We start from the raw sequence: 25,556 nt of genomic DNA on the forward strand, positions 1-25,556 counted from the left end.
GATAATGGAAAAAGAGAATATTGCAGTAGGTCTAGATATTGGGACGACAAAAATAGTTGCCATGATTGGCAAGAAAAACGAGTACGGAAAATTAGAAATTTTAGGGGTTGGAAAATCCAAAAGTTTAGGTGTGGCAAGAGGAGTTGTAAACAACATTACTCAAACCATTCAATCCATTCAGCAAGCCGTTCTTGAAGCAGAAAACAAATCAGGTTACAAAATAAACGATGTTGTAGTAGGTATTGCTGGTCAACACATTCGAAGCATTCAACACAGTGATTATATTATCAGAACAAATGCTGAAGAAGTAATTAGCAATTATGACATTCAACTTCTAATAGACCAAGTAAACAAATTGGCAATGTTACCTGGAGAAGAAATTATTCATGTTTTGCCACAAGAATATAAAATTGACGGACAAGCAGACATCAAAGAACCGGTAGGAATGTACGGTGGAAGATTAGAATCTAGTTTTCACGTTGTTGTAGGGCAAGCATCTTCAATTCGAAATGTTGCAAGATGCATTCAGAGTTCAGATATCGAATTGTCAGGTCTAACCTTAGAACCTTTAGCATCTGCAAATGCTGTTTTAAGCCAAGAAGAAAAAGAGGCAGGAGTTGCATTGATTGATATTGGCGGAGGAACAACCGATTTAGCCATATTCAAAGACGGTATTATTCGCCACACAGCAGTAATCCCTTTTGGTGGTAATGTAATCACCGATGACATCAAAGAAGGCTGCTCGATTATAGAAAACCAAGCCGAATTATTGAAAGTGAAATTTGGATCAGCTTGGCCTGGAGAAAATAAAGACATTGAAATTGTTTCTATTCCAGGAATAAGAGGAAGAGAACCTAAAGAAATTTCTCTTAAAAATTTATCGAAAATAATTCATGCGCGTGTGAATGAAATTATTGAGCAAGTTTTTTCAGAAATAAAAGATTATGGACATGACGATCCTCGCAAAAAACTAATAGCTGGAATTGTATTAACTGGTGGAGGTGCCCAATTAAAACACATCAAACAATTAGTAGAATACATCACCGGAATGGATACACGAATTGGTTATCCAAACGAACATTTAGCTGGCAACTCTGACGAAGAAATTTCATGCCCATTGTATGCCACAGCAGTAGGTTTAGTAATGAATAGCATCGAAAACAAAACTCAAAGTGCTATCAAAATAGACAAAAACGCTGGACCTAAAATCGTTACACCTCCAGTATTTCAACCTCAAGAAGAGCCAATTGTTACAGAAAAAATTGAGGACTTAAACATCCCAATTGCTACTAAAAAAACAACCGAAGAAACTTCAAACAAAAAAAACTTTTTTGATTTAAGTGGTTACTTAGGAAAAATTAAAGAATTCTTAGACAACGCAGAATAAAGAATAAAAAAAATAAATTAAAAATAATAAAATCCATAAGATGATGAGCAACTCAGAATTTGGCAGCATTTCATTTGATTTACCAAAAAACCAATCAAATGTAATAAAAGTAATAGGTGTTGGCGGCGGCGGAAGCAACGCTATAAACCACATGTTCAAACAAGGTATTAAAGGCGTAGATTTTATCGTTTGTAATACTGATTCACAAGCTTTGGACAACAGTGCTGTGCCCAACAAAATTCAATTAGGAGTAAACCTAACCGAGGGACTTGGCGCAGGTGCAAATCCAGATGTAGGACAACAATCTGCTATAGAAAGCATTTCTGATATTGAAAAAATGCTTGATAGTAACACCAAAATGGTTTTTATCACCGCTGGAATGGGTGGAGGAACCGGTACAGGTGCAGCGCCAGTAATTGCTCAATTGGCCAAAGAAAGAGACATCTTAACGGTTGGAATCGTAACTTTACCATTCTCATTTGAAGGGAAAGTTCGTTTAGAACAAGCTCATATTGGAATAAAAAAATTACGCAAACAAGTCGATTCACTAATTGTTATCAACAATAACAAATTGAGAGAAGTGTATGGTAATCTAGGTTTTAAAGCTGGATTCTCAAAAGCTGACGAAGTATTAGCAACTGCCTCAAGAGGAATTGCAGAAGTAATTACACATCACTACACGCAAAATATCGATTTAAAAGATGCCAAAACAGTATTAGCCAACAGCGGAACTGCTATTATGGGATCGGCTGTCGCTACTGGAGCCAACAGAGCTAAAGAAGGAATAATTTCTGCCTTGGATTCTCCTTTATTGAACGACAATAAAATTACTGGAGCTAAAAACGTATTGTTGCTCATCGTTTCTGGTTCAGATGAAATTACAATTGATGAAATTGGAGAAATCAACGATTATATTCAAGCCGAAGCGGGACATAATGCCAATATTATTATGGGAGTTGGTGAAGATGAATCGCTTGGAGAATCTATTTCAGTAACCATTATTGCTACCGGATTTGATATCGAACAACAACACGAAATTGTAAATGTTGAGCCAACAAAAATCATTCACACTCTTGATGACGAACAAAAAAGTAATGCGTTTGATTTGACAAAAAACACAGTTACATCTTTCAATAATCCTATCGATTCACCAATTGCAAAGACAGAAGAAAGAATCGTTTTTGAATTATTAGAAGAAGATGAAATCGTTGAAGAAATCGTTGAAGAACCTGCAAAAGTTGTACTCAAAAGTGAAGAACTTATGGGTATGAATGAATTCATCAAAAACTTAGATGTTACATTCGAAATAGTTTCTCCTATAAAAGACCTTGATTTTGTTGTTTCGTCGCCAGAAGTAAAACAAATAGAGGTTGTTGAGCCAAAATTTTTCCACAAAGAAGAACAAGCTTCATTTTCATTTGATTTACCTCTTTTTAAATCAGAACCTATAAAATCAGAACCTGTACAATTAGAAGAGACCAAAACGCTTTTCGAATTAAGTAAAGAAACGCGCGACATCAAAGTGAATGAGGCTGTGCAATTTGTTCCAGTAACAGAATTGACCGACAATGGAATTATTAGACATACTCTTGAAGAATATACTGAAATAGAAAATACTTTTATGAACTCTAAACCAACTCCTGCAGTTGTTGAGGAAGTAATTCCAGAGGAATTGAACATCACAATGAAAAAAATTGATGTAATTGAAAACGCTACTTCAACACTAGAAAGTATTTCTCCAATGGACATGACCATTCAAGAATCGATGAAATTAAGAACTGAAGAAAGAAGAAAAAAATTAAAAGAATTCAACTATAAATTTCACAATAACGTTTCAAGAATTGACGAACTAGAAAGAGAACCAGCCTACAAAAGACACGGAATAGATCTTTCAAAATCACAACTATCTAGTACAAATTCTAGGATTTCAGTTGGAACAGACAGCAATGATGATCTACAATTAAGATCAAATAATTCATTTTTGCACGATAATGTTGACTAACTAATTCAAACCAAAGTTGCCTAACCCGAAAATTTATTCAATTTTCGGGTTATTTTTTGGTATCAGAACAAGGAACGCTACTATAATCAGTTGCTAATTCGATTAAATTACTATAAATTTGTGCTCCCGAATGCAACCCAATATTTGGGGTTTAAACATTCTAAAATCATAAATCTAAATCATAAATTATTATGAGCTTATCTACACAAATCATGGAGGAAATAAAAACCGCCATGAGAGCCAAAGATACCGTTGCATTAGAAGCTTTAAGAGCCATTAAATCAGAAATTCTTTTAGCTCAAACTTCATCTGGATCAAAAGAAGAAATCACCGAAGCAGACGAAATAAAATTACTTCAAAAATTGGTTAAAACCCGTAAGGACAGTGCCAAGATTTTTATCGAGCAAAATCGTATGGATTTGGCAGAACCAGAATTGGCTCAAATCGCTGTAATCGAAAAATTCTTGCCAGCACAACTATCCGAAGCCGAAGTAGAAGCCGTAATTGCAAAAATCATTGCTGAAACTGGTGCGTCAGGAATAGCCTCTATGGGAAAAGTAATGGGAATAGCCTCAGCGCAATTAGGAGGAACAGCTGAAGGAAAAACCATCTCTTCTATAGTAAAAAAATTATTGACTTAATATAATTTAGAGTTCAGATTGAATCTACAATCTGAACTCTACAATCATAAATCTACAATAAAAAGGCTTCGTAGTTCAACTGGATAGAATTTCAGATTTCGGCTCTGAAGGTTGCAGGTTCGAACCCTGCCGAGGTCACCAAAGAATCCTATTTCCTTGTGGAATAGGATTTTTTATATCCAATTCTTAATAATTCATCTAACTTTTTTGAACACTTATTTTTCTATATATTTGTGTCATGGATAAAAAAGTAGCTCTTAAAAATATTATTAAATGCTGCGAAACACGTTTTAATCGTGGTGCTTCAGACGATTGGAAACATAGCGATTTTATTGATTTTAGTCGTGAAATTCAAAAAGAAACCAAAATCAATATAAGCACCAATACACTCAAACGAGTATTCGGAAAAATAGCCGTTGAAGATGATTATTTACCACAGTATGCTACTATTGATGCACTTAAAAAATACAGCGGACATCTTCCTTGTGACAAAAATGACAATGAGTTGATTAAATCAAAATCTGATTCTAATATCTTTTTGAAATTTGGTTTTGTATGGAGCTTTTCAATTGGCTTATTGGTAGTTATTAGTTTGTATTTCTTAAGTAAGAATGAAGATATTAATTCAGGAACAATTAAAGTTTCCAATACAGAAGGTCTTTTACCCAAAACCGCTTTTTTTGATTTGCAAATACCAAAATCTGAGGATAGTATTTTCATGGATTTTGGCGATAAATCACCCCTAATTTATCTAGAGCCAGAACAAACAAAAATAACTCACGTTTATCTGTTTCCAGGGGTTTTCAAAGTTAATTTCAAAAGCGGAGCTACTGTTCTTGCCGAATCAAAAATATCAGTTTCTTTAAACAAATGGTTGGGTTTAGGATTCCTTCGCCAACGAGATATTCCAAATAATTATTATGCTTTTCCTGTTTTAAAAAATGACAAAGACAGTCTTTTTTACATTTCCAATGAACAATTGCATAAATCAGGATTAGACACTTTGAAGCCCTACTTTACCCGACTTTGTAATTTTACACCATTAAAAAATCATTCGGATAATTTTATTTTTGAAACTACTTTTAAAAAAACACTACAAAAAAAAGGGATTTCGTGTACTAGTGTACAATTTCAAATTTCGGGAATTGATAATATAATTAGGTTCAATTTTGTGAATTCAGGATGTAGTTCAAGGGTAATAAACATCGTCAGTGAGCAGATTTTTTTGGGTACAAAAAACGATTTGTCAAGATTTGTTCTTGATTTAAACCAATGGAATACCGTAAAATTAATCAACCGAAATAAAAATTTGGACTTGTTTGTAAATGGTAAATTATTGTTTCGGGGAACTTACAAACAGTCTATCGGAGATTTAAGAGGGGTTTTTGTTGAATTTAGAGGCAACGGATATGTTAAAAAACTCAGTTTGAAATCTTTAAACGAAGAAAATCTATATAGTTTTTAATTTACTGAAATACAATTAGTTATCATGTCCATAGTTTTGGATGTGTTTTGAATAAGTCAATAATTCATTCGTTATGTTAAATTCGATTAATTTTGATGCTCTATTAATACAATCGGATTTTAATTATGAACCTTCGTCCTTTTCTAGTAATTACAGTACTACTAATTAGTTTTCAAATTTTCTCTCAAGAGCAAATCAACCTGAATGGAGATTGGCGTTTTGCGCTAGCAAAAACCGAAAAAGAAGCAGAGGCGTTATCAAAATTTTACAATGACAAATTTGATAGCGGTAGTTTTAGGTTAATACCAGTACCCTCAAACTGGGCTGTTCTTGGATTTGAAGAACCCGTTTATCGTGGATTTGAAAATGATAAAGCCAGCGAAGGATTTTATTTGCTAGATTTTAAAGTACCAGCCAACTGGAGCGAAAAAAACATACAACTTCATTTTGGTGGAGTATGGTCATCAGCAGAAGTTTGGCTCAACGGAAATTTGATTGGCACTCACCACGGAGGGTACACCTCTTTTTCTTTTAGTGTAACAAACAAAATCAAAGCAGGAGAATCTAATCGACTTGCTGTTCGAGTGCGTCAAGTAAATCGAGATTACAAATTTGATGTTTATGACGACTGGACGTTAGGAGGTATTTATCGCGATGTTACACTAGAAGCAGTGCCAAAAAACAGGTGGCTCGATCATATTGTTGTAAAGACAATATTTGACAATTTATTCGAAGATGCCGATTTAAAGCTACATATAATGGTGGGTGATAGGAACAAAGAAACACTACCGGGCAATTATCCGAGCCCGGGCGAATCATACAATTTGCGAGCTACTTTATTTACAAAAGAAGGAAAAAAAGTAGATTCTCAAGAAATTTTAGTATCTGGACATACGGCTACAAATCGAGAAGTATTGATGACTATGCGTATAAAAAAACCTCAACACTGGACGGCCGAAACTCCTTATTTGTACAATCTTCAAATTGAGCTTTTGGAAAAAAATGTGGTGACACACTCTCGAACTGAACGCATCGGATTTCGCAATATTTCTACCGATGGAGGTATTTTCAGGATTAACGGTCAAGCGGTTAAGCTACGTGGTGTGAACAGGCACGACGAGCACCCTGATGTAGGCAGAGCAACTACCAAAGAACACTGGTTACAAGATATTAAACTAATGAAAGCAGCAAATATAAATTATATCCGAATGGCTCACTATCCTCATTCACAAGGGTTTATTGCGTTGTGCGACGAGCTAGGTATGTATGTTGGTGAAGAAATTTCTCTAGGAGGCGCTGCAGAACTTATGTATGACGAATCCTTTTCTGGAGCAGTATTGCAACGGTCGTATGAAACAGTTGTTCGAGACATCAATAGACCATCTGTTATTTATTGGTCTATTGGAAATGAAGACGCATTGACTGCTTTACATCTAGCATCGGTGAAATTGGTTAAAAGTATCGATTCTACTCGTCCTGTTTTGTTGCCTTGGCGTGCAGAAGAATGGCTTCCTACCGAAGTTGATATTCTTGCTCCTCATTATTGGAAACCGCAGGAATACGACCAATTAGCAAGTAAATCTAGTCGTCCGATTATTTCTACCGAATACACACATGCCTTTGGCATTGATGGATTTGGTGGTTTGGAAGCCCGCTGAAAAGCTTTGACCAAACATCCTTCTGGAGCCGGAGCCGCTATTTGGATGTGGGCCGATCAAGGAATCAAAACGCCAGTTTTAAGACCTAAAGAGAAATCTTCAAAGTTGAGTGATGGCAATGATTATCTCCGAATTGATGATGCTGGTTGGGATGGTATTGTAGATTCTTACCGCAATTTGACACGCGATTATTGGGAAACAAAAGCTGTATATGCACAAGTTTATCCAGATGTGAACAAGGTATTATTCACTCCTGGCGAAGCATCGGTAAATATACCTGTTCAGAATGATTTTGACTTTACAAATCTAAATAACATAAAAATCACTTGGTCTATTCGAGAGGACGAAAAAGAACTGGCTTCAGGTTTTGGCACAATCGAAGGGCAACCACATACTGAGTCAACCTTTAAACTACCATTGGAGAAACTGACTACTATTGGTTCAGGAAAAACGTATTATGCTTGGTTTATTTTTACTAATGCAGAAGGAACTGAAATAAACCGAAAAGCCGTTGAACTTTGTTCAAGACTAAAGCCTTTGCCAAAAGCTGTTCCGATAAGAAAAATATCTGTTATAAAAGCAGAAAACCTTACCATAGACGTTGGAGAAATACAATATATCTTTAGCCCCAAAACAGGCCAATTCATAGCTGCAGGTTTAAACGAGAAAGTACTGATCAAAGATTTGAGACCCGTAATATGGCACAAATTAGACAGAGCAGAAATGAGTGTAGTTGGCAAAAAAGAAGCTAGCGAAGCTGCCGACCTCAATCACTATAAACAATCGGTAACAGCTTGGAATATTGAAGAAAATCAATCAAATGTAGTTATCAATGCCACGGTAAATTATTTGGTGGACGGTAAAAATCAATTTACTGTCATTTATAAATATATTATTGAAGCCAATGGAAGAATGAATGTACATTACCAAATTCAGACTAAAGTAACCGCACCTTGTTTGCCAATTGTGGGAATGGCAGTCGATGCTGTGCCAGAGCTAAACCGTTTGTACTGGTTAGGACTTGGTCCATACGATGCTTATCCTAACAAGCAATCGGCACCAATTCTTGGACTATGGGGAGGATTCAGTAAAGAAAAAGAAACTACGGGAACCAAATCAATACGTTGGCTTGAACAAAGTGGCAAAATTGGTAGCGTACGCATCACGAATTTGGGTTATATGGAGCACTATGCTGCAAAACCCGAAACAGTATTTATTTTATCGAGTGTTTTAGGAAGACCCGAAAAAGGGCGCAAAGCAGATGAATCGATACCGCAACTTCGAACAGATTTGGGAGAGCCTTTTGTGGGCGAATTCAGTATTGAATTATTGACAACAAAATAGTTCAGAACAATCGTTACTTTGGTTGTTTTTTTTAATCATTTACTTTAAAAAACTGTACTTTTAGCCTTATAAAATCACTTTTAATAAGTTTATAAATATGGTATTTCCATTTTTTGTTTTATTGCTTTTTGGCTTTGTTTTGCTTACTGTTCTTGTCTTTAGGATTATTGAACCCACTTATATGTTGATTTTTCACAAGCCATTATATCTATATTTTTACTTATATCCTAAAAAATTAACGTCTGAACAAAGACAAATTCTAACAACTGAATTTCCGTTTTACAATCAACTTTCTGATAGAAAAAAAACCTATTTTGAGCATCGTGTCAAAGAATTCATCAAGCATTATCAATTTGTAGGTAAAGAAGATTTATTGGTAAAAGACGAAATGAAAATTATCATCGCTGGAACTTACACAATGCTTACGTTTGGAATGAGAGATTATCTAATAGACCTTTTTAAAACAATTATTATTTATCCTTCTGTTTATTTTTCTAATGCAAATCAACAATATCATAAAGGAGAATTTAATCCAATGATGAAAGTGGTAGCTTTTTCTTGGGAAGATTTTATACTAGGGCACAAAACCACAAACGACAATATTAATCTAGGCTTCCACGAGTTTTCGCACGTATTGCATTTTCATTGTTTGAAAAGCAATCAGCCTAGCGCCATCATTTTTTATGATGGGTTTCAGGAAGTTGTAAAATATTTTAATAATCAAAATTTGAATAATCAACTACAAGAAAATGGCTATTTTAGATTGTATGCGTTTGAAAATCAATTCGAATTCTTATCGGTAGTACTTGAGCATTTCTTTGAAACTCCTCTAGATTTTAAAAAAACCTATCCCGAATTATATGCAAATGTTTTATCTATGATAAATTTTAAAGAAAGTGATTTAATGAAAAACCCTCGTCAATTCATAGTCTGAATTAACGAGGGTTATTTATTTAAGGCAATCTTATTTCTTAATCAAACGAACCGTTTTGGCATTCTTTCCTTGAATTACAATAACATTGTACAAACCAGTTGAATAATTATTTCCAATTTTTTGATTAGCAGCCTCACTAGCATCAAATTGAAGTGATTCTACCAATTTTCCGTTCATATCATAAACTTTCACCTCAACAGGATCATTACTAATTGTTGTTAAGCCTAATTGAAAAGTGGAACTTGACGGAACTGGAAAAGCAATTACTTTAAAAGAAGCATTCATTTCTGAAGGCGTATCAATAGATAAAGTTGTATTTGGCGATACGAAAACTCCAGGTGAACCAACTTCACTGCTACTGTTTACGGCAACAAATGCTCCGTTAACACCCGCTGCACTTAATTGTGTAACCGCAGTGGTTATAGTATTCAATCCAGCCGTATTATCAAATGTTCTGAAAGTACCAGTTGGTGATGCGCCAAATAATACTGAAGCTTGAGGCGTGGCACTTGTAGTGTTGTATAAATTTACTTGATCTCCACTTCCAGACAACCCAACTCCGCTACCAGAATAGTTTCCAATTCTTAAACCTGCTGGTGGATTTGCTCCAAACCAGTTGCTTAAAAATAAAGCAGTTTTCCCAGTCAAATCATTCGTCTCCATAAATAGTACCGATTCTCCAGGATTAATACTAGTAATTCCGTTTAATGCGACTGCTGCTGCAGGTGATTGTGAGTTATCATCGACTTTCCATCCTGTAATATCAATTGCTACAGCTTTTGTATTGGTCACTTCAAACCAATCTGCTCCCACAGGACTATCTCCGCTTGACCAAGGTGCTATCTCGGAAATGAATAGTTTTCCTATTGTACCTGGAGAACCAATTTGATTTGTATCATTTTTAGCAGCAAATGCATCATTAACACCAACTTGGCTTAATACTATTATTGTTGTATTAGCTAGACCGGCTGCATTATTAAATGTTTTATTAGTTGTTGCTAAACCAAAAACAACATTCGCTTTAAGATTTCCGCCGGCATCATATAAATTTACTTCGTCACCAGATGTGCTCAAACCTATTCCGCTGCCTGTGTAACTTCCTACTTGTAAATTAGCAGGAACATTAGAACCAAACCAAGCCGATTTGAAATTAGCTATAATTGTTACTGCATTTGTAGCACTTGTCTCCAAGAAAATAACTGATTCACCCGGAGCAATACTTGTAATTCCGTTTAAGGTCAATGCTGCTGCAAAAGATTTAGAACTGTCATCTACTTTCCAACCTGTAATATCCAGAGTGGCGTTTCCGTTATTGGTTACTTCAAACCAATCGGCTCCAACTAGAGCATTACTACTAGACCAAGGCGCTACTTCAGTAATGCTCACGGCAGCAGCTTGTGTTGTTTCAACAGCTATATCTGTAATCGATAGTGTAAAGTTAACTGAAGCATCTGGAGTAGAACCAACTGTGGCATCATCTACATTTACAGTAACAGCATAACTAGTTTTAGTTTCATAATCCAATACCGTTCCCGCCTTAATATATAAAGCAGAACCGGTGATTTGAAAAAAGCTAGCATCGGCACCAGATAAAGATAATGTGTTTGTTCCTAATCCATCATCGGTAACCAAAATATCTGAAATTTTAACAGCAGATGTTGTGTTTGAATTTTCTAAAACAGAATTTGTGGTATTGGCCAAAGCAATAGCAGTTGGCGCTTGATTTGCAAGAGCTGATGGAGCATAAACCCAAAGTTGCGGATGATCAATATCGCCACCACCATTTTCGTTAACGATATATAAATTTCCATTGCGATCCATTGTCATTCCTTCGTGTTGTTGATTAGGAGCGTCTAAAGGATTTCCTGGATCTGAAACAATAGTTAAAGTGCTTGAAATGACTCCGCTTCGACTTACATTGACCACTTTGGCATTTTCTTGACTCAAAACCAACAAGTTATTATAAAGAGGTTGTCCGTTCAATGCGGGCAAATTAGACAAGGCAAACACATCGGCAACATCTGTAAAACCTAATAAAGCTGGGTCGAAAAGATTAACAGAGTTATCCGTTGTGGCAGAACCATTAGTGGCCGTTCCTGCATTAAAATCAATTCCTGTTTGAAAAATCCCCATAGGAGAGATTTCTTTTAAAACAATGTAGCCATTGGTTAATGGATCAAAAGAAAGCCCCTCTGTTCCAACATTGTTAACAAATGTTCCTAATTTTACGGTTTTTGTATTTGCTCTAGCAAGAGTTGTTCCAGCAGCATAAGTAAATAAAACCACTTGCCTATCGCGTTCTTCTGTCATTACAAATTGACCATTGCCAATATAAGTAATTCCTTCTGTATCATAAAAATCAGTTCCTTGCGGGCTGCTTCCTTGTGCCAATGTCATCGTGTCGATTAGTTGCCCTGTTTTTGATACTTGAGTAACAGCAGTACTTCCATCTCCAACAATAAATAGCGTATCGGTATCCCAATTGTAAGTTACTCCCGAGGCTTCTTGTGTTAGTAAATTATTGATTGGATGTGCAGTTCTAGTTGGTTCTGGCAAATCATATCGTCCCACTCTCACGTATGTCGAAAGATCGACAGTTTGTGCATTTGTATTTTGATTAAAACTAATTAAAGCAGTTATTGAAAACAATCCCATTGACATATTTGACATAAAGGATTTTTTCAATTTTGAAGGTAAATATTTTTTCATAAACTAATTTTTTAGATTAGCTACAAATGTATTTATCAGTTAGGATCTGAATTTGACGGAATGGTTACTTTATGATTAACTTTTGTGTGTTATTGGTTTAAGGAAATGTTTTGAAACGGTAATTAAAAACGATTTAAACAAAAAAATCCGAAGCCTAAAACTCCGGATTTCTGATATACTATTATTCTAATATATTATTTAGAAGTCAACTTTTTTAAATCAGCAATAGTTTGAATAGGATTCTCTGCATTAAATACAAAACTTCCCGCAACCAAAGCATCCGCTCCTGCTTCTACTAATTGCGCAGCGTTTTTATTGGTAACTCCACCGTCAATTTCGATTAGTGTTGAAGCGCCTTTTCTCTCTATTAATGCTTTTAATTTTCTAACTTTATCATAGGTGTTTTCAATAAACGATTGCCCTCCAAAACCTGGATTTACACTCATTAGCAAAACCATGTCTAAATCATTGATGACATCCTCTAGCAAATCAACGCTTGTATGTGGATTTAAAACCACTCCAGCTTTCATTCCTTCGGCTTTGATAGCCTGAATAGTTCGATGAAGATGCGGACAAGCTTCATAGTGCACCGTCAAATAATTGGCTCCTAAATCGGCAAAAGTTTTGATGTATCGATCTGGATCAACAATCATCAAATGAACGTCGATTGTTTTCTTAGCGTGTTTTGCAATGGCAGCCAAAACGGGCATTCCGAAAGAAATATTAGGAACAAAAACTCCGTCCATAATGTCAATATGAAACCAATCGGCCTCTGAATTATTAATCATTTCGATGTCGCGTTGCAAATTAGCAAAATCAGCAGCAAGTACAGACGGGGCAATAATAGTGTTCTTCATTAGATAGTCGTGTTTTTTTTTTGCAAAGGTAGTATAAAAAATAAAACTCCGGTAATCAGCCGGAGTTTCAATCATCAATCAAAAAACGAACAGTTAATCAGACCGTCGTTAACTTTGAAATTCCAATATTAAAAATTCCAAATTCCAAAAAATGAGATTGGAGTTTGGAATTTTATTTGGAATTTATCCTAAATAGGTTTTTAATATTTTACTTCTTGAAGTATGTTTCAATCTTCGGATGGCTTTTTCTTTAATTTGACGTACACGTTCACGAGTTAAATCGAAAGTTTCTCCTATTTCTTCTAATGTCATTGGGTGTTGATCGCCTAAACCAAAATACAAACGAACCACGTCAGCTTCTCTTGGAGTCAATGTTTCTAATGAACGCTCAATTTCGGTACGCAATGATTCCTGAATCAATTCTCTGTCTGGATTTGGAGATTCGCCTGAACGCAATACATCATAAAGGTTTGAATCTTCTCCTTCAACCAATGGTGCATCCATAGAAAGGTGACGACCCGAGTTTTTCATAGATTCTCTAACATCATTCACGGTCATATCTAATTCTTTGGCAATTTCCTCAGCAGTTGGCGGTCTTTCATTAGATTGCTCTAACAAAGCATACATTTTGTTGATTTTATTGATAGACCCAATTTTGTTTAAAGGCAAACGAACGATACGAGATTGTTCAGCCAAAGCTTGCAAAATCGATTGACGAATCCACCAAACGGCATACGAAATGAATTTGAAACCACGAGTTTCATCAAAACGTTGAGCCGCTTTAATCAAACCTAAGTTTCCTTCGTTAATCAAATCGGGAAGTGTTAAACCTTGATTTTGGTATTGTTTTGCCACCGAAACCACAAAACGCAAATTGGCTTTGGTCAATTTCTCTAAGGCTCTTTGATCACCGGCTTTTATCTTTTGTGCCAATTCTACTTCTTCATCGGCAGTGATAAGATCCACTTTTCCAATTTCCTGTAAGTATTTGTCTAATGATGCAGTTTCACGATTGGTTACCTGCTTGGTGATTTTTAGTTGTCTCATGTTTTTGTCTCCTCAATTTTTAAGTGTACGAGTGGTTATACGTGTGGAGTTACAAAAAAGTTACAAAGGATTCAAAAAAAATCAAAATATTATTCCTCAAATAAGAATTAAGCAATATTTAATCCCTTTTTACATAAAATTAGTTTGACTTAAATCTCATCTATTTTGAGAACGAAAACTGCAATCCAGTCTGAATTCCAAAGGAATATGAATTTACTGGATTACTATTTTTTTTATAATCTATTGGATGATATTTAAATAAAGGTTCAACATTTAATTTTAATTTTTTTGTCAACTTATAATACATCTCAAAACCTGCATTGATACTAAAAGTGCTTTCTAATAAATTTTTTGTTGTTCCGATATCAAAATTACTTCCGTTTGACGTTTTGATAGAAATGACATTTTCATCGACAAACAAATAACTGAATCCAACTATTGAGCTGAGTCCAAATTTTTTATCATAAAAATTATATTTTATTTCGAGTGGAATTTCTGTATAGGAAACATCTTGAGTAATTGTCATTGTCTCAGAAAAATTAGTGTCAGTATAAATAGTAGCATTGGTTGTGTTTTTGAAATAATTTATATTCCGATAATCTACTGTGTTTACTGCTGCATTTGCTGTAATAAAACTCATATTCATTTTACCAATTCCCAAACGTAAACTCCATTTATAACCTGATTCGTATCCTAAATACACTCCGTAGTTCCAATTCAACACTGTTGTTTTAGGATTATTTGTCAAACGATTGTCTAACGGAGAATTTTTAGACAGCGAACCTGAATAAGTTGGCGAGCCATAAACAAAAACATAAAGCTCACTTTTTTTATCTGATAAACTATCTTTTTTGTCTTCTAAAGCTATTTTAAGTTCTGGTTTATCTTCTTTTTTTAATTTTAGACTATCCAACATTTTGTCATTAGTTTCATTTTTGTCACTAATATTTTCTACAGCCGAAAGTGGATTGTTTTCGGATCCTTTTACAGTTGAATCATCCGTAATAGTCGAATTATTTTTTGATTCTGTCAAACCTTTTTTTAGGCTGAACTTCTTTTTATTCTTTTTTAAATTTCCTTCATTTGATGATGTCTGCCCACTTTTTTTATTTGAAATTAAATTATTAGAAGAGTCTGTTAGTATCAAACTTTCAGTGTTTACTGCGTTTTCTTTATTTGGATTACTTTTCTCAAAACTTTTTGATTTTAAGATGTCTTGATTGGATTCGTTAGGAGCAGAAAATTGTCCTTTTTCCAAAAAAGCATCAATTGAAAAAATCGAAATTAATACTACCAATGACAGTATTCCGGCTGTTTTCATCCAAAAAGGGATATAAATAATTCTCCTTTTTTTCTTTTCTTGTAGTTCGGCATGAATAGAATTCCAAACAGAATCATTTGGTTCCTTTTCAAAATCATTTAGTTTTTCTCTAAATATTTTACCTATATCTTTTTTATTTTCCATTGCTTAAATTATTTATGGAATTAATTTTTGAGGTAATCTTTTCTTTTAAAAGTAATTTGGCACGGTGTAAATTAGATTTTGATGTTCCTTCGGAAATAGATAACATTTGTGCAATTTCTTGATGAGAATAATCATCTAGTTCATACAAGTTAAAAACTATTCTATATTGATTTGGCAACTCTTGAATGATGGAAAGTAAGAAGTCTAGCGACAAATCTATTTCCAGATCTTCAACAATAATTTCTTCATAATAATCATTTTCTAATGCGGTTATTTTATACGTTCTTTTATAACTATCAATAGCTTTGTTAATCGTGATTCTTTTTATCCAACCTTCGAAAGTTCCTTTAGCATTGAAATTCTTGATGTTTGTAAATATTTCTATAAAGGCATTATGCAAATTGTCTTCGGCCTCGGTTTCATTTGAACAATATTTTAAACTCAGCCCAAAAAGATTTGCTTTATACCGGTTGTATAATTCTTCTTGTGCCTTGCTGTTTTGCTGGATACAGCCTTTTATAAGTTGGTCTTGATTCAAAAAAAGACAGAGTTAAATGATTCTAAATATAACAATTAATCTTTACGTTACTGATTACTTTTTTGACTAAGTTGTTCAATTCAAATACAACACTTTTTCGTTCTTTATAAGTTTGGTTTATCATAAGCAATGTAAGCACCTAAGATGCCTAATTGAAATTTTAAATCCGTTGGTTCTCTAAAAAAATCATAACTTATCCAACAATATCCTTTGTCTCCCCATTCCGTTCCCCATGAATTCACAACTTTAAAAGCTTTTAATTCATCATTATACCCTACAATCAACATGGCATGATTCCCGTAATTTTTCTCAAAATCATATTTTTCATAAACATACAAATTGTCCGTTTTCTTTGGAAGATTGTCAACGAAGTTTCTGTCTATTTTTATCGCTATAATTATTGGATTTCCTTGATGAATTAACGTTTTTGCAATATCCAAAAACTTATAATTTTGATTGTCCTTCACAAAAGAATTGACTTTATATGATTTTGAAATCCTATGCTTTAATGCGGATTCCATCAGAGCTACATTTGGTTTTTTGTTGCAATTAAATGGGTCGTATGGAAATTCACTCCAAGTATTTGTTCCTTTTGTTTTTAAAACATATAAAGCATTTTCTATACAAGATCCTAAGCCACAATCTCCAACGGGTTTGGAAAAATTATAAACAAAAGCTGGGCTCATAACATCATCGTATGTTATAAAATCATATTTATTTTGTACTTTTTCTTGATAGCTTTTTAAATAATATGTAGTTGCAAATGAAACACAACTACCTTGCCCTCCCTGACTTCTTACTGGTGGCATTAGTGATGACAAATCGAAGTTTTGTGGTAAATTTAAATTAGGAAGAATCGAGTCCAAAAGTTTTGGGCTTTCTACATCACCTACGCAACTCCCAACATTACATCCTGTTTTTTTTGGATCATTTATAGAGATATCTTCTTCTAACACATCGACTGGCAACATACCCACCGGCTCGTTATGACAACTTATAAAAAGAAGAAAAATTAATGCTTTAAATAGGGTTACATGATGTTTCATTTTCAAAATTTGAGTGTTGCTATAACTCATAGTCATTATAAACTAAAAAAGGTTGCGTTGAACACAAAGAATTATTTTTAATAAAAATTAAAAAACCCGTTTCAAACTAATGAAACGGGTTCTACTAAAAAAACATAAAAAAAACGCAAATTTTAAGTTAAGTCATCGATTAATTCTGATTTATTTGAATTTATCATTACCACTATTCAATATTTCATCAAAAATTTTATTCAATGACTTTATATATAACGGAATTCCAATGGCTAGAAAAAAATACTCTTTTCTAATTATTGTTATGTCTTCTAAAATTATGTATAAACTCGGAAGGATTAGCAACAACGACATTAAAACTCCAGCATATGGATTAGTTATTACTTTTTTCGAAAGTGAAATTAATTTTAACATGGGGAAGTGTGTATTTGATACTGTCATGATAATTCTAGTGTTATTTTGTTCCTCAAATGTACTTTCCTTTTCTCTTTTGGTGATTTCAATTGTCATGAAGGCAATATTTACTGTCATGAAATTTCGATTTTGGTTATAAACAAAAAATCCTCTCGGCAAGGAGAAGATTTAATGAATTATTAGGTTTGAAAAATGACTTTCGTTAAGACAAAATATTCATTTTTTTTATAAAGTCTTTATAGGTGTCGCTAAGATTTATTTTGTGATTCCCTTTCAGAATAATCAAGTTGTCGGCAAGGATGATTTCTTCAATTTTATCCGAATTCACAATAATATTTCGATGCGTTCTTATGAATTTGCTTTTGTCAAGTAAATCACTGATTTTGGTTAATGAAATTAAGATGACAAACTTTTCTTTTTCGGTTATAATGTTACAATAGCGTTCTTCAACTTCAATATAAAGAATATCGTTTAGGGCTACTTTTTTGAGGGCATTTTTCTTTTTTATAAACAAATAATCATTGCTAATTACGGTGTCCTGCTCTTCGCTAAGAAAGACATTATTTTGTTCGTAGAATTTTTCTACCGCCATTTCTAAGGCATAGAGAATTTCCAATTCGTTGAACGGTTTCATCAAAAAACTGAATGGTTTGGTCAATTTGGCTCTTTCGAAAATTTGTCGGTCTTGCGAACTGGTCAAAAACACAAAGGGTTTGGATGCGTTTGGAATAATATTGATGGTTTCGGCAAAGGTAATTCCGTCGGGTTTTCCGTCAAGAAAAACATCTATTACAATGATATCGATGGGCAGTTCGTAAAAAAGCTTAAGTGCCTCTGTATAACTTCTGGCAACGCCTACAATATTGTATTTGTTGGCCAATAATACTTTGCTAAGCGCATCACTTTGCTCTGGCGTATCTTCGATTATGAGGACATTAATATTATCCATTTTGATTTGTTTTTGGAAACGAAAGTATCATTTTAGTTCCTTTGTTTACTTCACTTTCTATCGCTAGTGTTCCGTCATTTTTCTTAATCATTTGTTTGCACAATTGCATACCAAGTCCCGTTCCTATAATCTCTGAATTACTTTTTTTAGCTAATAATTCATTATCTGCTAATAATTCATTTATAGTGTTGACACTCATTCCTAATCCAGTATCTTCGAGTACAAGTTGACAAAAATCGGTATGAGTTTCGACTGAATAAAAGCTGATTTTACCATTTTCGTTCGAAAATTTTATGGCATTGTCTAATAAATTACGAAGCACAATTTTTAGCGAATCAAGATCCACGAAGATAAAAATATTTCTGGAAACCGAATTCTCAAAAGTAATCGATTTTTCTAACAACAAAGATTTGTAGTTGTATTCTATTTGTTGCACTATCGAAAACAAATGCACCGATTCTTTATGAAAATACAATTGCTTGGTTTGCAACAATGCCCAATGCAATAAATTATCCAATAAACTGTAGGCTCCGTTAGCAATACCGCTGTTTTGAATGATTAATTGGTTCAGTTCATCGTAATTCTTGGTTTCGAGCGTTGCCGATAGTTTGGCGTTACTGGTTTTTAAGGCATTTACCGAGGAACGCAAATCGTGGCTTACGATAGAAAAAAGTTGGTCTTTAGTGGCGTTGAGTTCGTCGAGTTTGTTTTTTTGAAGCAGAATAATTTTGGCGTTTTTTACTTTTTGTGCATAAAAATAAATACCAGCTGTTAATAATAACAATAAACTGATTGCTGAGAAAAACAACCAATTTCGTTGACTATTTTTAAGCCTATTTTCTACCTCAAGTACTTTGATTTGCTTTTGCTTTTGAGCTACCGCAAACTTTTTCTCAAAATCAGCTACTGCCCATACTTTGTTTTGATCATTGAGGGAATCTTTCCATTGCTCGGATTCTTTTCTATACACTATAGCTTGTTTGAAATCGCCTCTGTTTTCTTCTACCACAGACATATTTTTTGATGCCCTATATTTTAAGTCAAATCTATTTATTTTATTAGATAAAGAATAGCCTTTTTCGAAATAAGGTATTGCTTGCTTGTCTTTAAATTGAATGTAATATAAATTGGCAATATTGGTATACAAAAGGAAAAGAGATTCTTTATTATTTTCTTTTTCTAATAGATATTTACTTTTTAATAGATATTTTTCCGCTTTTTCAAATTGATTGAGATGCAAATAACAGACTCCTAAATCAATATAAATGCCCCCTATTTTGATACCTTGATTATCTAAATTTGGCCATTTTTCTACTTCATTAAAATAATAAATGGCTTTTTTAAATTCTTTTAATTCTGAAGAAGATTCCCCAAGAACTTTGTTAACTAATGGATAATAAACAAAATTTTTAGTTACTAAATTAAGTTCTTTTTTAGCCTCTTGAAATAATTTTAAATGTCTAAAGGAATTTCCTCTTAAGTAATGACAATAATCGTCTAATTCTTTGTTTTTACCTGAGTTCAATTGTTTCATACAATAAACTAAAGTAGAATCCCATTTTTGGTTTGTAAAAAAATAGTGAGCCTTATTGAAGTTTATTTCAGTTCTAAATCTAATAGCGATTTTCTGGAGCGATTTATTAAAAACAGCATTAGTAGCTTCCTCTTGGGAAAATAGAATTGAAGGAATGATTAAATATAATGAAATTAGAAATAGTTTAAATTTGGTCATTTCAAAGTAAACTTTAGTTTTAAACGAAAGTACTATTAAATAATTACATCTTTTAATTATTTGTTAGATAATTAAAAGATGTAATTTCATGTAATCAGTTTAAAAGTTAATTAAATTAACCGCCTACTTCTGTTGATGTTCCTCTCGATGTTTCAGGATCTAAGTTTATCATATAAGACATTACATTTGTAATATTCCCTACTGTGTCTGAAGTGTAATCTACTTCTATGTAATACACATCGCAGGTTTCTGGAGTAACTTCTGAGAAATCATAGTCGTAGTTCATCGTCAAAGTATTCCCTGATTCTGTTGGTTCTTCAACTATTGGAGGAACAACATCGTCTGAATTCATATACAAAGTTGCCCTAATTTTTAGCGTCAATACGCCTCCTTCGGGAGTGTAGAATTTTGCCGAAACTAAAGGAGCTACAGGATATTTTACTGTTTCAGGACTTGAGAAAGTAAAAACCTGAGTGTTGATTTTCGTGTTTTGGATAACTTTAAATGCCATAATAAAATTTCTATTTAAGATTGATAAGGTAAAGATTTTTTTTAATAATGTATAAAATTAGTATTGTTTTTACAATTACTACTACAAAAATATTTTTTTAACAACAAAAAACCCGTTTCAAATGAATGAAACGGGTTTTCCTATAAATGAACCTTTAGTAAACTAAGATTTGATTACTCTTTTTTTTCCTCACGTGGAGGTCTTTGCAAAAGTGCTTTTCTAGATACTTTTTCTTTTCTAGTTTTTGGATCAAGACCAAGGTATTTCACTTGGAAAACATCACCCATATTCACTACATCCGAAACGTTTTCTGTGCGTTCCCAAGCCAATTCTGAAACGTGAAGTAATACTTCGTTTCCTGGAGCGGCTGTATATTCTACAACTGCACCAAAATCTAGCATTTTGATTACTTTCACTTCATAAGCTTCGCCCATTTGTGGTTTGAAAGTGATGGATTGGATTTTGGCCAAAACTGCTTCAATTCCAGCAGGATCAGTTCCAAGGATTTCGATAACTCCTTGCTCATCTACTTCGTTGATTACGATGGTTGTTCCAGTAGCTTTTTGCAATTCTTGAATTACTTTTCCGCCAGGTCCAATCAAAGCACCAATGTAGTTGCCAGGAATTGTTCTTGTAATAATTTTTGGAGCATAAGCTTTAACATCTGCTTTAGGAGCTGCCAAAGTATCTGTGATTTTTCCAAGAATGTGCAAACGACCTTCACGAGCTTGAGCCAAAGCCTCTTCCATAATGTTGTATTTCAATCCTTCGATTTTAATATCCATTTGGCAAGCAGTGATTCCGTCAGCCGTTCCAGTTACTTTAAAGTCCATATCTCCTAAGTGATCTTCGTCACCTAAAATATCAGACAATACAGCAAAACGATCTCCGTCTGTAATCAATCCCATTGCAATTCCAGAAACTGGTTTTATCATTTGAATTCCAGCATCCATTAAGGCTAAAGTACCTGCACAAACTGTTGCCATAGAAGACGAACCATTTGACTCTAATACTTCAGATACAATACGAATTGTATAAGGACAATCAGCAGGAATCATGTTTTTCAAAGCTCTTTGAGCCAAGTTTCCGTGACCTACTTCTCTTCTTGAAGTTCCTCTAAGTGGTTTTGCTTCTCCTGTAGAAAATGGAGGGAAATTATAATGCAAATAGAATTTTTCTTCGCCTTGTTCAGATGGAGAATCTATTTGGTTCGCTTCTCTAGAAGTTCCTAAAGTGGCTGTAGCCAAGGCTTGAGTTTCTCCACGTGTAAAAATTGACGAACCGTGAACCGAAGGCAAATAATCTACCTCAGCCCAGATTGGTCTGATTTCGGTAGTTTTTCTTCCGTCAAGACGTAAACCTAAATCAAGAATTACGTTACGAACCGCTTCTTTATTGGTTTTATAGAAATATTTACCCACTAAATCTCCGTTTTCAGCTAATTCTTCGGCAGTAAACAAAGCTTTAACTTCTTCTTTTACAGCATCAAATGCAGCAGAGCGCTCGTGTTTTCCAGAACCCACTTTTGCAATTGCATAGATTTTATCATAAGCCGCAGCTTTTACTTTAGCGTAAATAGCTTGGTCTTCTTTTTCTAATTCGTATGTTCTTGTCTCTTTTTTTCCAACTTGTGCTACCAATCTTTCTTGAGCAACAATTTGAACTTTAATTGCTTCGTGAGCAAATTTAATGGCTTCCACCATTTCCAATTCTGAAATTTCTTTCATCTCTCCTTCTACCATTGCAATAGAATCTGTAGAAGCACCAATCATCATATCAATGTCTGATAATTCTAATTGAGCGCGACTTGGATTGATAATGAATTTTCCATCTACACGGGCTACACGCACTTCTGAAATCAAAGTAGAAAAAGGAAGGTCAGAAATAGCAAGAGCTGCTGATGCGGCTAAACCTGCTAATGCGTCTGGCATTACGTTTTCGTCGTGAGACATTAACTGAATCATCACTTGTGTTTCGGCGTGGTAATCATCTGGGAAAAGCGGACGCAAAACACGATCCACTAATCTCATGGTCAATACTTCGCCATCTGTAGGTCTTGCTTCTCTCTTGAAAAATCCACCAGGGAAACGCCCTGCAGCTGCAAATTTTTCACGATAATCTACCGTAAGAGGCAAGAAATCCACTCCTGGACTTGCTTTTCGGGCCGATACTACTGTTGCAAGCAACATGGCATTACCCATTTGAACTACTACTGAACCGTCGGCTTGTTTGGCCAATTTTCCGGTCTCGATTGAGATGCTTCTGCCATCTCCTAAATCGATAATTTCTTTTGAAACTTTTGGAATCATACTTTTTCCTTTTTTAATTTTACATTGGTTTTCCTGCCTGTAAGCAGAATAGTTGTGTTGTTGTAGTTGTTGTGTTCCAATGAAAAACCAAACTTTTTATCTTTTAATCTGTATTCTAAAAACAAAAAGAGGCACTTGCGCACCTCTTTATATATTGATTATTTTCTAATACCCAATACTTTGATAATCTCACGATACCTGTTGATTTCTTTCTTTTTCAAGTAATCTAACAAAGCTCTTCTTTTACCTACTAATAGTACCAATGAACGCTCTGTGTTGTAATCGTGACGATTTTTTTTCAAGTGCTCAGTAAGGTGCGTAATTCTGTGGGTGAATAGTGCGATTTGTCCTTCTGCAGATCCTGTGTTTTCTGCTTTTCCTCCGTGCTTAGCGAAGATTTCTTCTTTAACTTCTTTCGTTAAATACATGCTAATATTATTTAAATGATTGTTATGTATGAATCAAGATTTTCTTAATTCGTGCGCAAAGGTAGTTTTTATTTTTTGATTAGCAAAGGAGTCTGGAAATTTAAATTACTTTTAGAATCTCTTCCGCATCATTATGTTTCGAAATCCTACTCCATTGGCTGAATAGCAATTGGCAACGAAAAGGTACATCTTACTTTTATTCCTCGGATTTCTCCTGGAGCAAAATTGGTATAAGACGAAACGACTCTTAACGCTTCTTCATCGGCACCATAACCAATGCCTTTTATGATTTCTGGATTGATTATTTGCCCTTCTTTATCAACTATAAACTTCAAAAAGATCTTGCCTCCTACTCCTTTTGGCATATTGGGTATCTTAAATTTTTTGGATACGTGTTTATAAAAATCTTCATATCCTTTTTTGGGCACCGGTCTAATTTCTACCACTTTGTAATTGCGGGAAACTTTATCCGAATCGACACTTACTCCTGAAATAAGTTTTTGATTTTCGTAATTTTCGCTAAAGGTATATCCCATTTTTTGGTCGCTACCTTGCCAAAGACCGTCTTTGTAACCCTCTTTTACTTTTCCTGAAGCAAAGAAAAATTCTGAAACTTCTTCATAATCTCCATTTCCGTCAATAACGGTTTGCTCATTTTTAGAATTCCAAAATTGCACTACTTTTAATGTTCCAAAAAATGTTTTTTCGTCCTCGATGTATTCTCCTTCGAGCTTTTTGTTTCCGTTTTCATACCATTCGGCACACTTTCCGTTGGGGCTAGATTTTACATAATGGGTCACGGCTTTTTTATATCCGTTTTCGTAGTAAAAAGTAAACTCCCCTTCCTTAGAATTGCCATCTTTGGTTTTTGAGGTTCCTTCCATTTGCAAAACACCCGATTTGTAGTAATCATTTATCACATACAAGTCTTTTTCTGAATAATAATCTTTGACTATTCGATAGTATTTATAATTTTCGGAGGTGGTTTCACTCCAAGTAGAATCTAAATACACCTTCCTGTCTATTGAAGCCGATTGAGAAAAACAAACCTTTGGAACAAGTAGGAATAACAACGAAATAAATAGTCCTTTCATAAGATGGTTTTTGATTTTTAAAAAGATGTAATCGTGTATTATTTTAATTAGAATTAATGGCAATTGGCATCGAAAAAGTACATCTTACTTTTCTTCCTCTTTGTTCTCCTGGAATCCAGTTTTCACATTTTTTTAAAACCCTTAGTGCTTCTTCACCAGTTCCATAGCCAAGGTCTCTTAAAACTTTTGGATCTATAATCCTTCCGTCTTTATCGATTACAAATGTAACATAAACTTTACCACTAAGTCCTTGTACCGAAGGGGTTCTATAATTTTTGGCGATATATTTATAAAAATTTCCCATTCCTCCTTTTGGCTCAGGTCTAATTTCTAATTCTGTATAGTTGTTAATTATTTTGTTTTCCCCCCAACTTTCACCTGAAATCAATTTGCCTTCCTTGAAGTTTTCTTTATAAGTCCAGTTTGCTTTTTTAGAATAACTTTCCCAAACTCCTTCTTTGAATCCATTTTTTATTTCTCCTTTTGAAGATTCATCGTCTTCATTGTCTTCAAAAAAACCATTCCCGTCAACCACTTTTTGCACACCATTAATGTCCCAAAATTGATTCATTTTAAGTTGTGTATTCCCTTTTTTATCCATTACAATATTTTCGCCTTCTAGCTTTTTAGTACCATTTTCATACCATTCAACATCTTTACCGCTGACATTACCATTGATATAATTAGTTACTGCTTTTATTAAACCATTTTTATGATAATAGGACACTTCTCCTTCGTATGAATAACCATTACTAGTTTTTGAAGTTCCTTCCATTCGTAGAACCCCCGTTCGATAATATTCCTGAACCGCATAACTATCTTTTCTTAATTTACCATTTTTAACCACTCGAATATAAGCATAGTCCTTTGAATTTGTCCCTATATTTGTTGAGTCGAGATACACTAATCCGTCATCAGGCGAAAGAATTAATTCGTTGGTTTTAGCAACTTGCGAAAAACCCATTTTGGGAAGAAGCAGAAATAATAATGCAAATAGAAATGGTTTCATATAATGGTTTTGATTTAGAAAATTAC

Annotated in this window: 21 protein-coding genes and 1 tRNA gene; 8 read left to right on the forward strand and 14 right to left on the reverse strand. The window is 34.0% G+C overall.

Features of this window, described 5'->3' with window-relative positions; all coding sequences use genetic code 11:
* Positions 1-4 precede the first annotated feature (4 nt).
* The 8 genes from ftsA to C3L50_RS02780 all read left to right on the forward strand — a co-directional run bounded on the left by ftsA (position 5) and on the right by C3L50_RS02780 (position 9,431).
* Positions 5-1,387 (forward strand): cell division protein FtsA, encoded by a 1,383-nt coding sequence (gene ftsA, locus C3L50_RS02750; RefSeq protein WP_103804589.1) that lies wholly within the window; start codon positions 5-7, stop codon positions 1,385-1,387.
* Positions 1,388-1,427: 40 nt separating this feature from the next.
* Positions 1,428-3,389, forward strand: coding sequence for a cell division protein FtsZ (gene ftsZ, locus C3L50_RS02755; protein WP_103804590.1), 1,962 nt, complete (start codon positions 1,428-1,430; stop codon positions 3,387-3,389).
* 191 nt (positions 3,390-3,580) lie between these two features.
* Positions 3,581-4,030 carry a GatB/YqeY domain-containing protein gene (locus C3L50_RS02760; RefSeq protein ID WP_103804591.1) on the forward strand — a complete coding sequence of 150 codons (450 nt, stop codon included), beginning with the start codon at positions 3,581-3,583 and terminating at the stop codon, positions 4,028-4,030.
* A 64-nt stretch (positions 4,031-4,094) separates the two neighbouring features.
* Positions 4,095-4,171, forward strand: a tRNA-Arg gene (locus C3L50_RS02765).
* 97 nt (positions 4,172-4,268) lie between these two features.
* Positions 4,269-5,495 (forward strand): hypothetical protein, encoded by a 1,227-nt coding sequence (locus tag C3L50_RS02770; protein ID WP_103804592.1) that lies wholly within the window; start codon positions 4,269-4,271, stop codon positions 5,493-5,495.
* 125 nt (positions 5,496-5,620) lie between these two features.
* Positions 5,621-7,153 (forward strand): glycoside hydrolase family 2 protein, encoded by a 1,533-nt coding sequence (locus C3L50_RS16405; RefSeq protein WP_207764295.1) that lies wholly within the window; start codon positions 5,621-5,623, stop codon positions 7,151-7,153.
* Positions 7,154-7,159: 6 nt separating this feature from the next.
* On the forward strand, positions 7,160-8,497 hold the full coding sequence (locus tag C3L50_RS16410; RefSeq protein WP_207764296.1) for a beta-galactosidase small subunit-related protein: 1,338 nt from the start codon (positions 7,160-7,162) through the stop codon (positions 8,495-8,497).
* Between the two features lie 97 nt (positions 8,498-8,594).
* The gene (locus C3L50_RS02780; protein WP_103804593.1) at positions 8,595-9,431 is read left to right on the forward strand and encodes a zinc-dependent peptidase; all 837 of its coding nucleotides are present in this window, start codon (positions 8,595-8,597) and stop codon (positions 9,429-9,431) included.
* 30 nt (positions 9,432-9,461) lie between these two features.
* Here the strand turns inward: C3L50_RS02780 and C3L50_RS02785 are convergent, their stop codons facing one another.
* The 14 genes from C3L50_RS02785 to C3L50_RS02850 all read right to left on the reverse strand — a co-directional run bounded on the left by C3L50_RS02785 (position 9,462) and on the right by C3L50_RS02850 (position 25,530).
* Positions 9,462-12,140 carry an SdiA-regulated domain-containing protein gene (locus C3L50_RS02785; protein ID WP_103804594.1) on the reverse strand — a complete coding sequence of 893 codons (2,679 nt, stop codon included), beginning with the start codon at positions 12,138-12,140 and terminating at the stop codon, positions 9,462-9,464.
* A gap of 194 nt (positions 12,141-12,334) precedes the next feature.
* A complete protein-coding gene (gene rpe, locus C3L50_RS02790) occupies positions 12,335-12,997 on the reverse strand; it encodes a ribulose-phosphate 3-epimerase (protein WP_103804683.1) in 663 nt (220 codons plus the stop codon).
* A gap of 183 nt (positions 12,998-13,180) precedes the next feature.
* Positions 13,181-14,044, reverse strand: coding sequence for a sigma-70 family RNA polymerase sigma factor (locus tag C3L50_RS02795; RefSeq protein ID WP_073368514.1), 864 nt, complete (start codon positions 14,042-14,044; stop codon positions 13,181-13,183).
* Positions 14,045-14,204: 160 nt separating this feature from the next.
* Complete coding sequence (locus C3L50_RS02800) at positions 14,205-15,509, reverse strand: hypothetical protein (RefSeq protein WP_103804595.1); 1,305 nt, start codon at positions 15,507-15,509, stop codon at positions 14,205-14,207.
* A complete protein-coding gene (locus tag C3L50_RS02805) occupies positions 15,499-16,047 on the reverse strand; it encodes an RNA polymerase sigma factor (protein ID WP_103804596.1) in 549 nt (182 codons plus the stop codon). The genes C3L50_RS02800 and C3L50_RS02805 overlap by 11 nt, the downstream gene beginning before the upstream one ends.
* 104 nt (positions 16,048-16,151) lie before the next feature.
* Positions 16,152-17,093, reverse strand: a complete 942-nt coding sequence (locus tag C3L50_RS02810; protein WP_165783956.1) for a C1 family peptidase — start codon at positions 17,091-17,093, stop codon at positions 16,152-16,154.
* 180 nt (positions 17,094-17,273) lie between these two features.
* Positions 17,274-17,615 (reverse strand): hypothetical protein, encoded by a 342-nt coding sequence (locus tag C3L50_RS02815; protein ID WP_243400320.1) that lies wholly within the window; start codon positions 17,613-17,615, stop codon positions 17,274-17,276.
* An 85-nt stretch (positions 17,616-17,700) separates the two neighbouring features.
* Positions 17,701-18,447, reverse strand: coding sequence for a LytR/AlgR family response regulator transcription factor (locus C3L50_RS02820; protein WP_103804598.1), 747 nt, complete (start codon positions 18,445-18,447; stop codon positions 17,701-17,703).
* Positions 18,440-20,179 carry a tetratricopeptide repeat-containing sensor histidine kinase gene (locus C3L50_RS02825; protein ID WP_165783957.1) on the reverse strand — a complete coding sequence of 580 codons (1,740 nt, stop codon included), beginning with the start codon at positions 20,177-20,179 and terminating at the stop codon, positions 18,440-18,442. Before C3L50_RS02825 ends, C3L50_RS02820 begins: the two co-directional genes overlap by 8 nt.
* A gap of 115 nt (positions 20,180-20,294) precedes the next feature.
* Positions 20,295-20,690: a hypothetical protein gene (locus C3L50_RS02830; RefSeq protein ID WP_103804599.1), complete on the reverse strand. Its 396-nt coding sequence runs from the start codon at positions 20,688-20,690 to the stop codon at positions 20,295-20,297.
* Between the two features lie 173 nt (positions 20,691-20,863).
* Positions 20,864-22,999: a polyribonucleotide nucleotidyltransferase gene (locus C3L50_RS02835; RefSeq protein ID WP_103804600.1), complete on the reverse strand. Its 2,136-nt coding sequence runs from the start codon at positions 22,997-22,999 to the stop codon at positions 20,864-20,866.
* Positions 23,000-23,157: 158 nt separating this feature from the next.
* Positions 23,158-23,427, reverse strand: a complete 270-nt coding sequence (rpsO, locus tag C3L50_RS02840; RefSeq protein WP_103804601.1) for a 30S ribosomal protein S15 — start codon at positions 23,425-23,427, stop codon at positions 23,158-23,160.
* A 146-nt stretch (positions 23,428-23,573) separates the two neighbouring features.
* On the reverse strand, positions 23,574-24,521 hold the full coding sequence (locus tag C3L50_RS02845) for an energy transducer TonB (protein WP_103804602.1): 948 nt from the start codon (positions 24,519-24,521) through the stop codon (positions 23,574-23,576).
* 43 nt (positions 24,522-24,564) lie between these two features.
* On the reverse strand, positions 24,565-25,530 hold the full coding sequence (locus C3L50_RS02850) for an energy transducer TonB (protein ID WP_243400321.1): 966 nt from the start codon (positions 25,528-25,530) through the stop codon (positions 24,565-24,567).
* Positions 25,531-25,556: the final 26 nt, after the last annotated feature.

It is taken from the genome of Flavobacterium alvei (assembly GCF_002920895.1).
Taxonomy (GTDB): Bacteria; Bacteroidota; Bacteroidia; order Flavobacteriales; family Flavobacteriaceae; genus Flavobacterium; species Flavobacterium alvei.

Excerpts from the sequence above, each read along its gene's own strand:
- C3L50_RS02820 (WP_103804598.1), bottom strand. The coding sequence starts at position 18,447 with ATGGATAATATTAATGTCCTCATAATCGAAGATACGCCAGAGCAAAGT.
- C3L50_RS02845 (WP_103804602.1), bottom strand. The coding sequence starts at position 24,521 with ATGAAAGGACTATTTATTTCGTTGTTATTCCTACTTGTTCCAAAGGTT.
- C3L50_RS02785 (WP_103804594.1), bottom strand. The coding sequence starts at position 12,140 with ATGAAAAAATATTTACCTTCAAAATTGAAAAAATCCTTTATGTCAAAT.
- rpe (WP_103804683.1), bottom strand. The coding sequence starts at position 12,997 with ATGAAGAACACTATTATTGCCCCGTCTGTACTTGCTGCTGATTTTGCT.
- C3L50_RS02830 (WP_103804599.1), bottom strand. The coding sequence starts at position 20,690 with ATGGCATTTAAAGTTATCCAAAACACGAAAATCAACACTCAGGTTTTT.
- C3L50_RS02770 (WP_103804592.1), top strand. The coding sequence starts at position 4,269 with ATGGATAAAAAAGTAGCTCTTAAAAATATTATTAAATGCTGCGAAACA.
- ftsZ (WP_103804590.1), top strand. The coding sequence starts at position 1,428 with ATGATGAGCAACTCAGAATTTGGCAGCATTTCATTTGATTTACCAAAA.
- C3L50_RS02810 (WP_165783956.1), bottom strand. The coding sequence starts at position 17,093 with ATGAAACATCATGTAACCCTATTTAAAGCATTAATTTTTCTTCTTTTT.
- C3L50_RS02835 (WP_103804600.1), bottom strand. The coding sequence starts at position 22,999 with ATGATTCCAAAAGTTTCAAAAGAAATTATCGATTTAGGAGATGGCAGA.
- C3L50_RS02800 (WP_103804595.1), bottom strand. The coding sequence starts at position 15,509 with ATGGAAAATAAAAAAGATATAGGTAAAATATTTAGAGAAAAACTAAAT.
- rpsO (WP_103804601.1), bottom strand. The coding sequence starts at position 23,427 with ATGTATTTAACGAAAGAAGTTAAAGAAGAAATCTTCGCTAAGCACGGA.
- C3L50_RS02815 (WP_243400320.1), bottom strand. The coding sequence starts at position 17,615 with ATGACAGTAAATATTGCCTTCATGACAATTGAAATCACCAAAAGAGAA.
- C3L50_RS02760 (WP_103804591.1), top strand. The coding sequence starts at position 3,581 with ATGAGCTTATCTACACAAATCATGGAGGAAATAAAAACCGCCATGAGA.
- C3L50_RS02825 (WP_165783957.1), bottom strand. The coding sequence starts at position 20,179 with ATGACCAAATTTAAACTATTTCTAATTTCATTATATTTAATCATTCCT.
- C3L50_RS02780 (WP_103804593.1), top strand. The coding sequence starts at position 8,595 with ATGGTATTTCCATTTTTTGTTTTATTGCTTTTTGGCTTTGTTTTGCTT.
- C3L50_RS16405 (WP_207764295.1), top strand. The coding sequence starts at position 5,621 with ATGAACCTTCGTCCTTTTCTAGTAATTACAGTACTACTAATTAGTTTT.
- C3L50_RS02795 (WP_073368514.1), bottom strand. The coding sequence starts at position 14,044 with ATGAGACAACTAAAAATCACCAAGCAGGTAACCAATCGTGAAACTGCA.
- ftsA (WP_103804589.1), top strand. The coding sequence starts at position 5 with ATGGAAAAAGAGAATATTGCAGTAGGTCTAGATATTGGGACGACAAAA.
- C3L50_RS02850 (WP_243400321.1), bottom strand. The coding sequence starts at position 25,530 with ATGAAACCATTTCTATTTGCATTATTATTTCTGCTTCTTCCCAAAATG.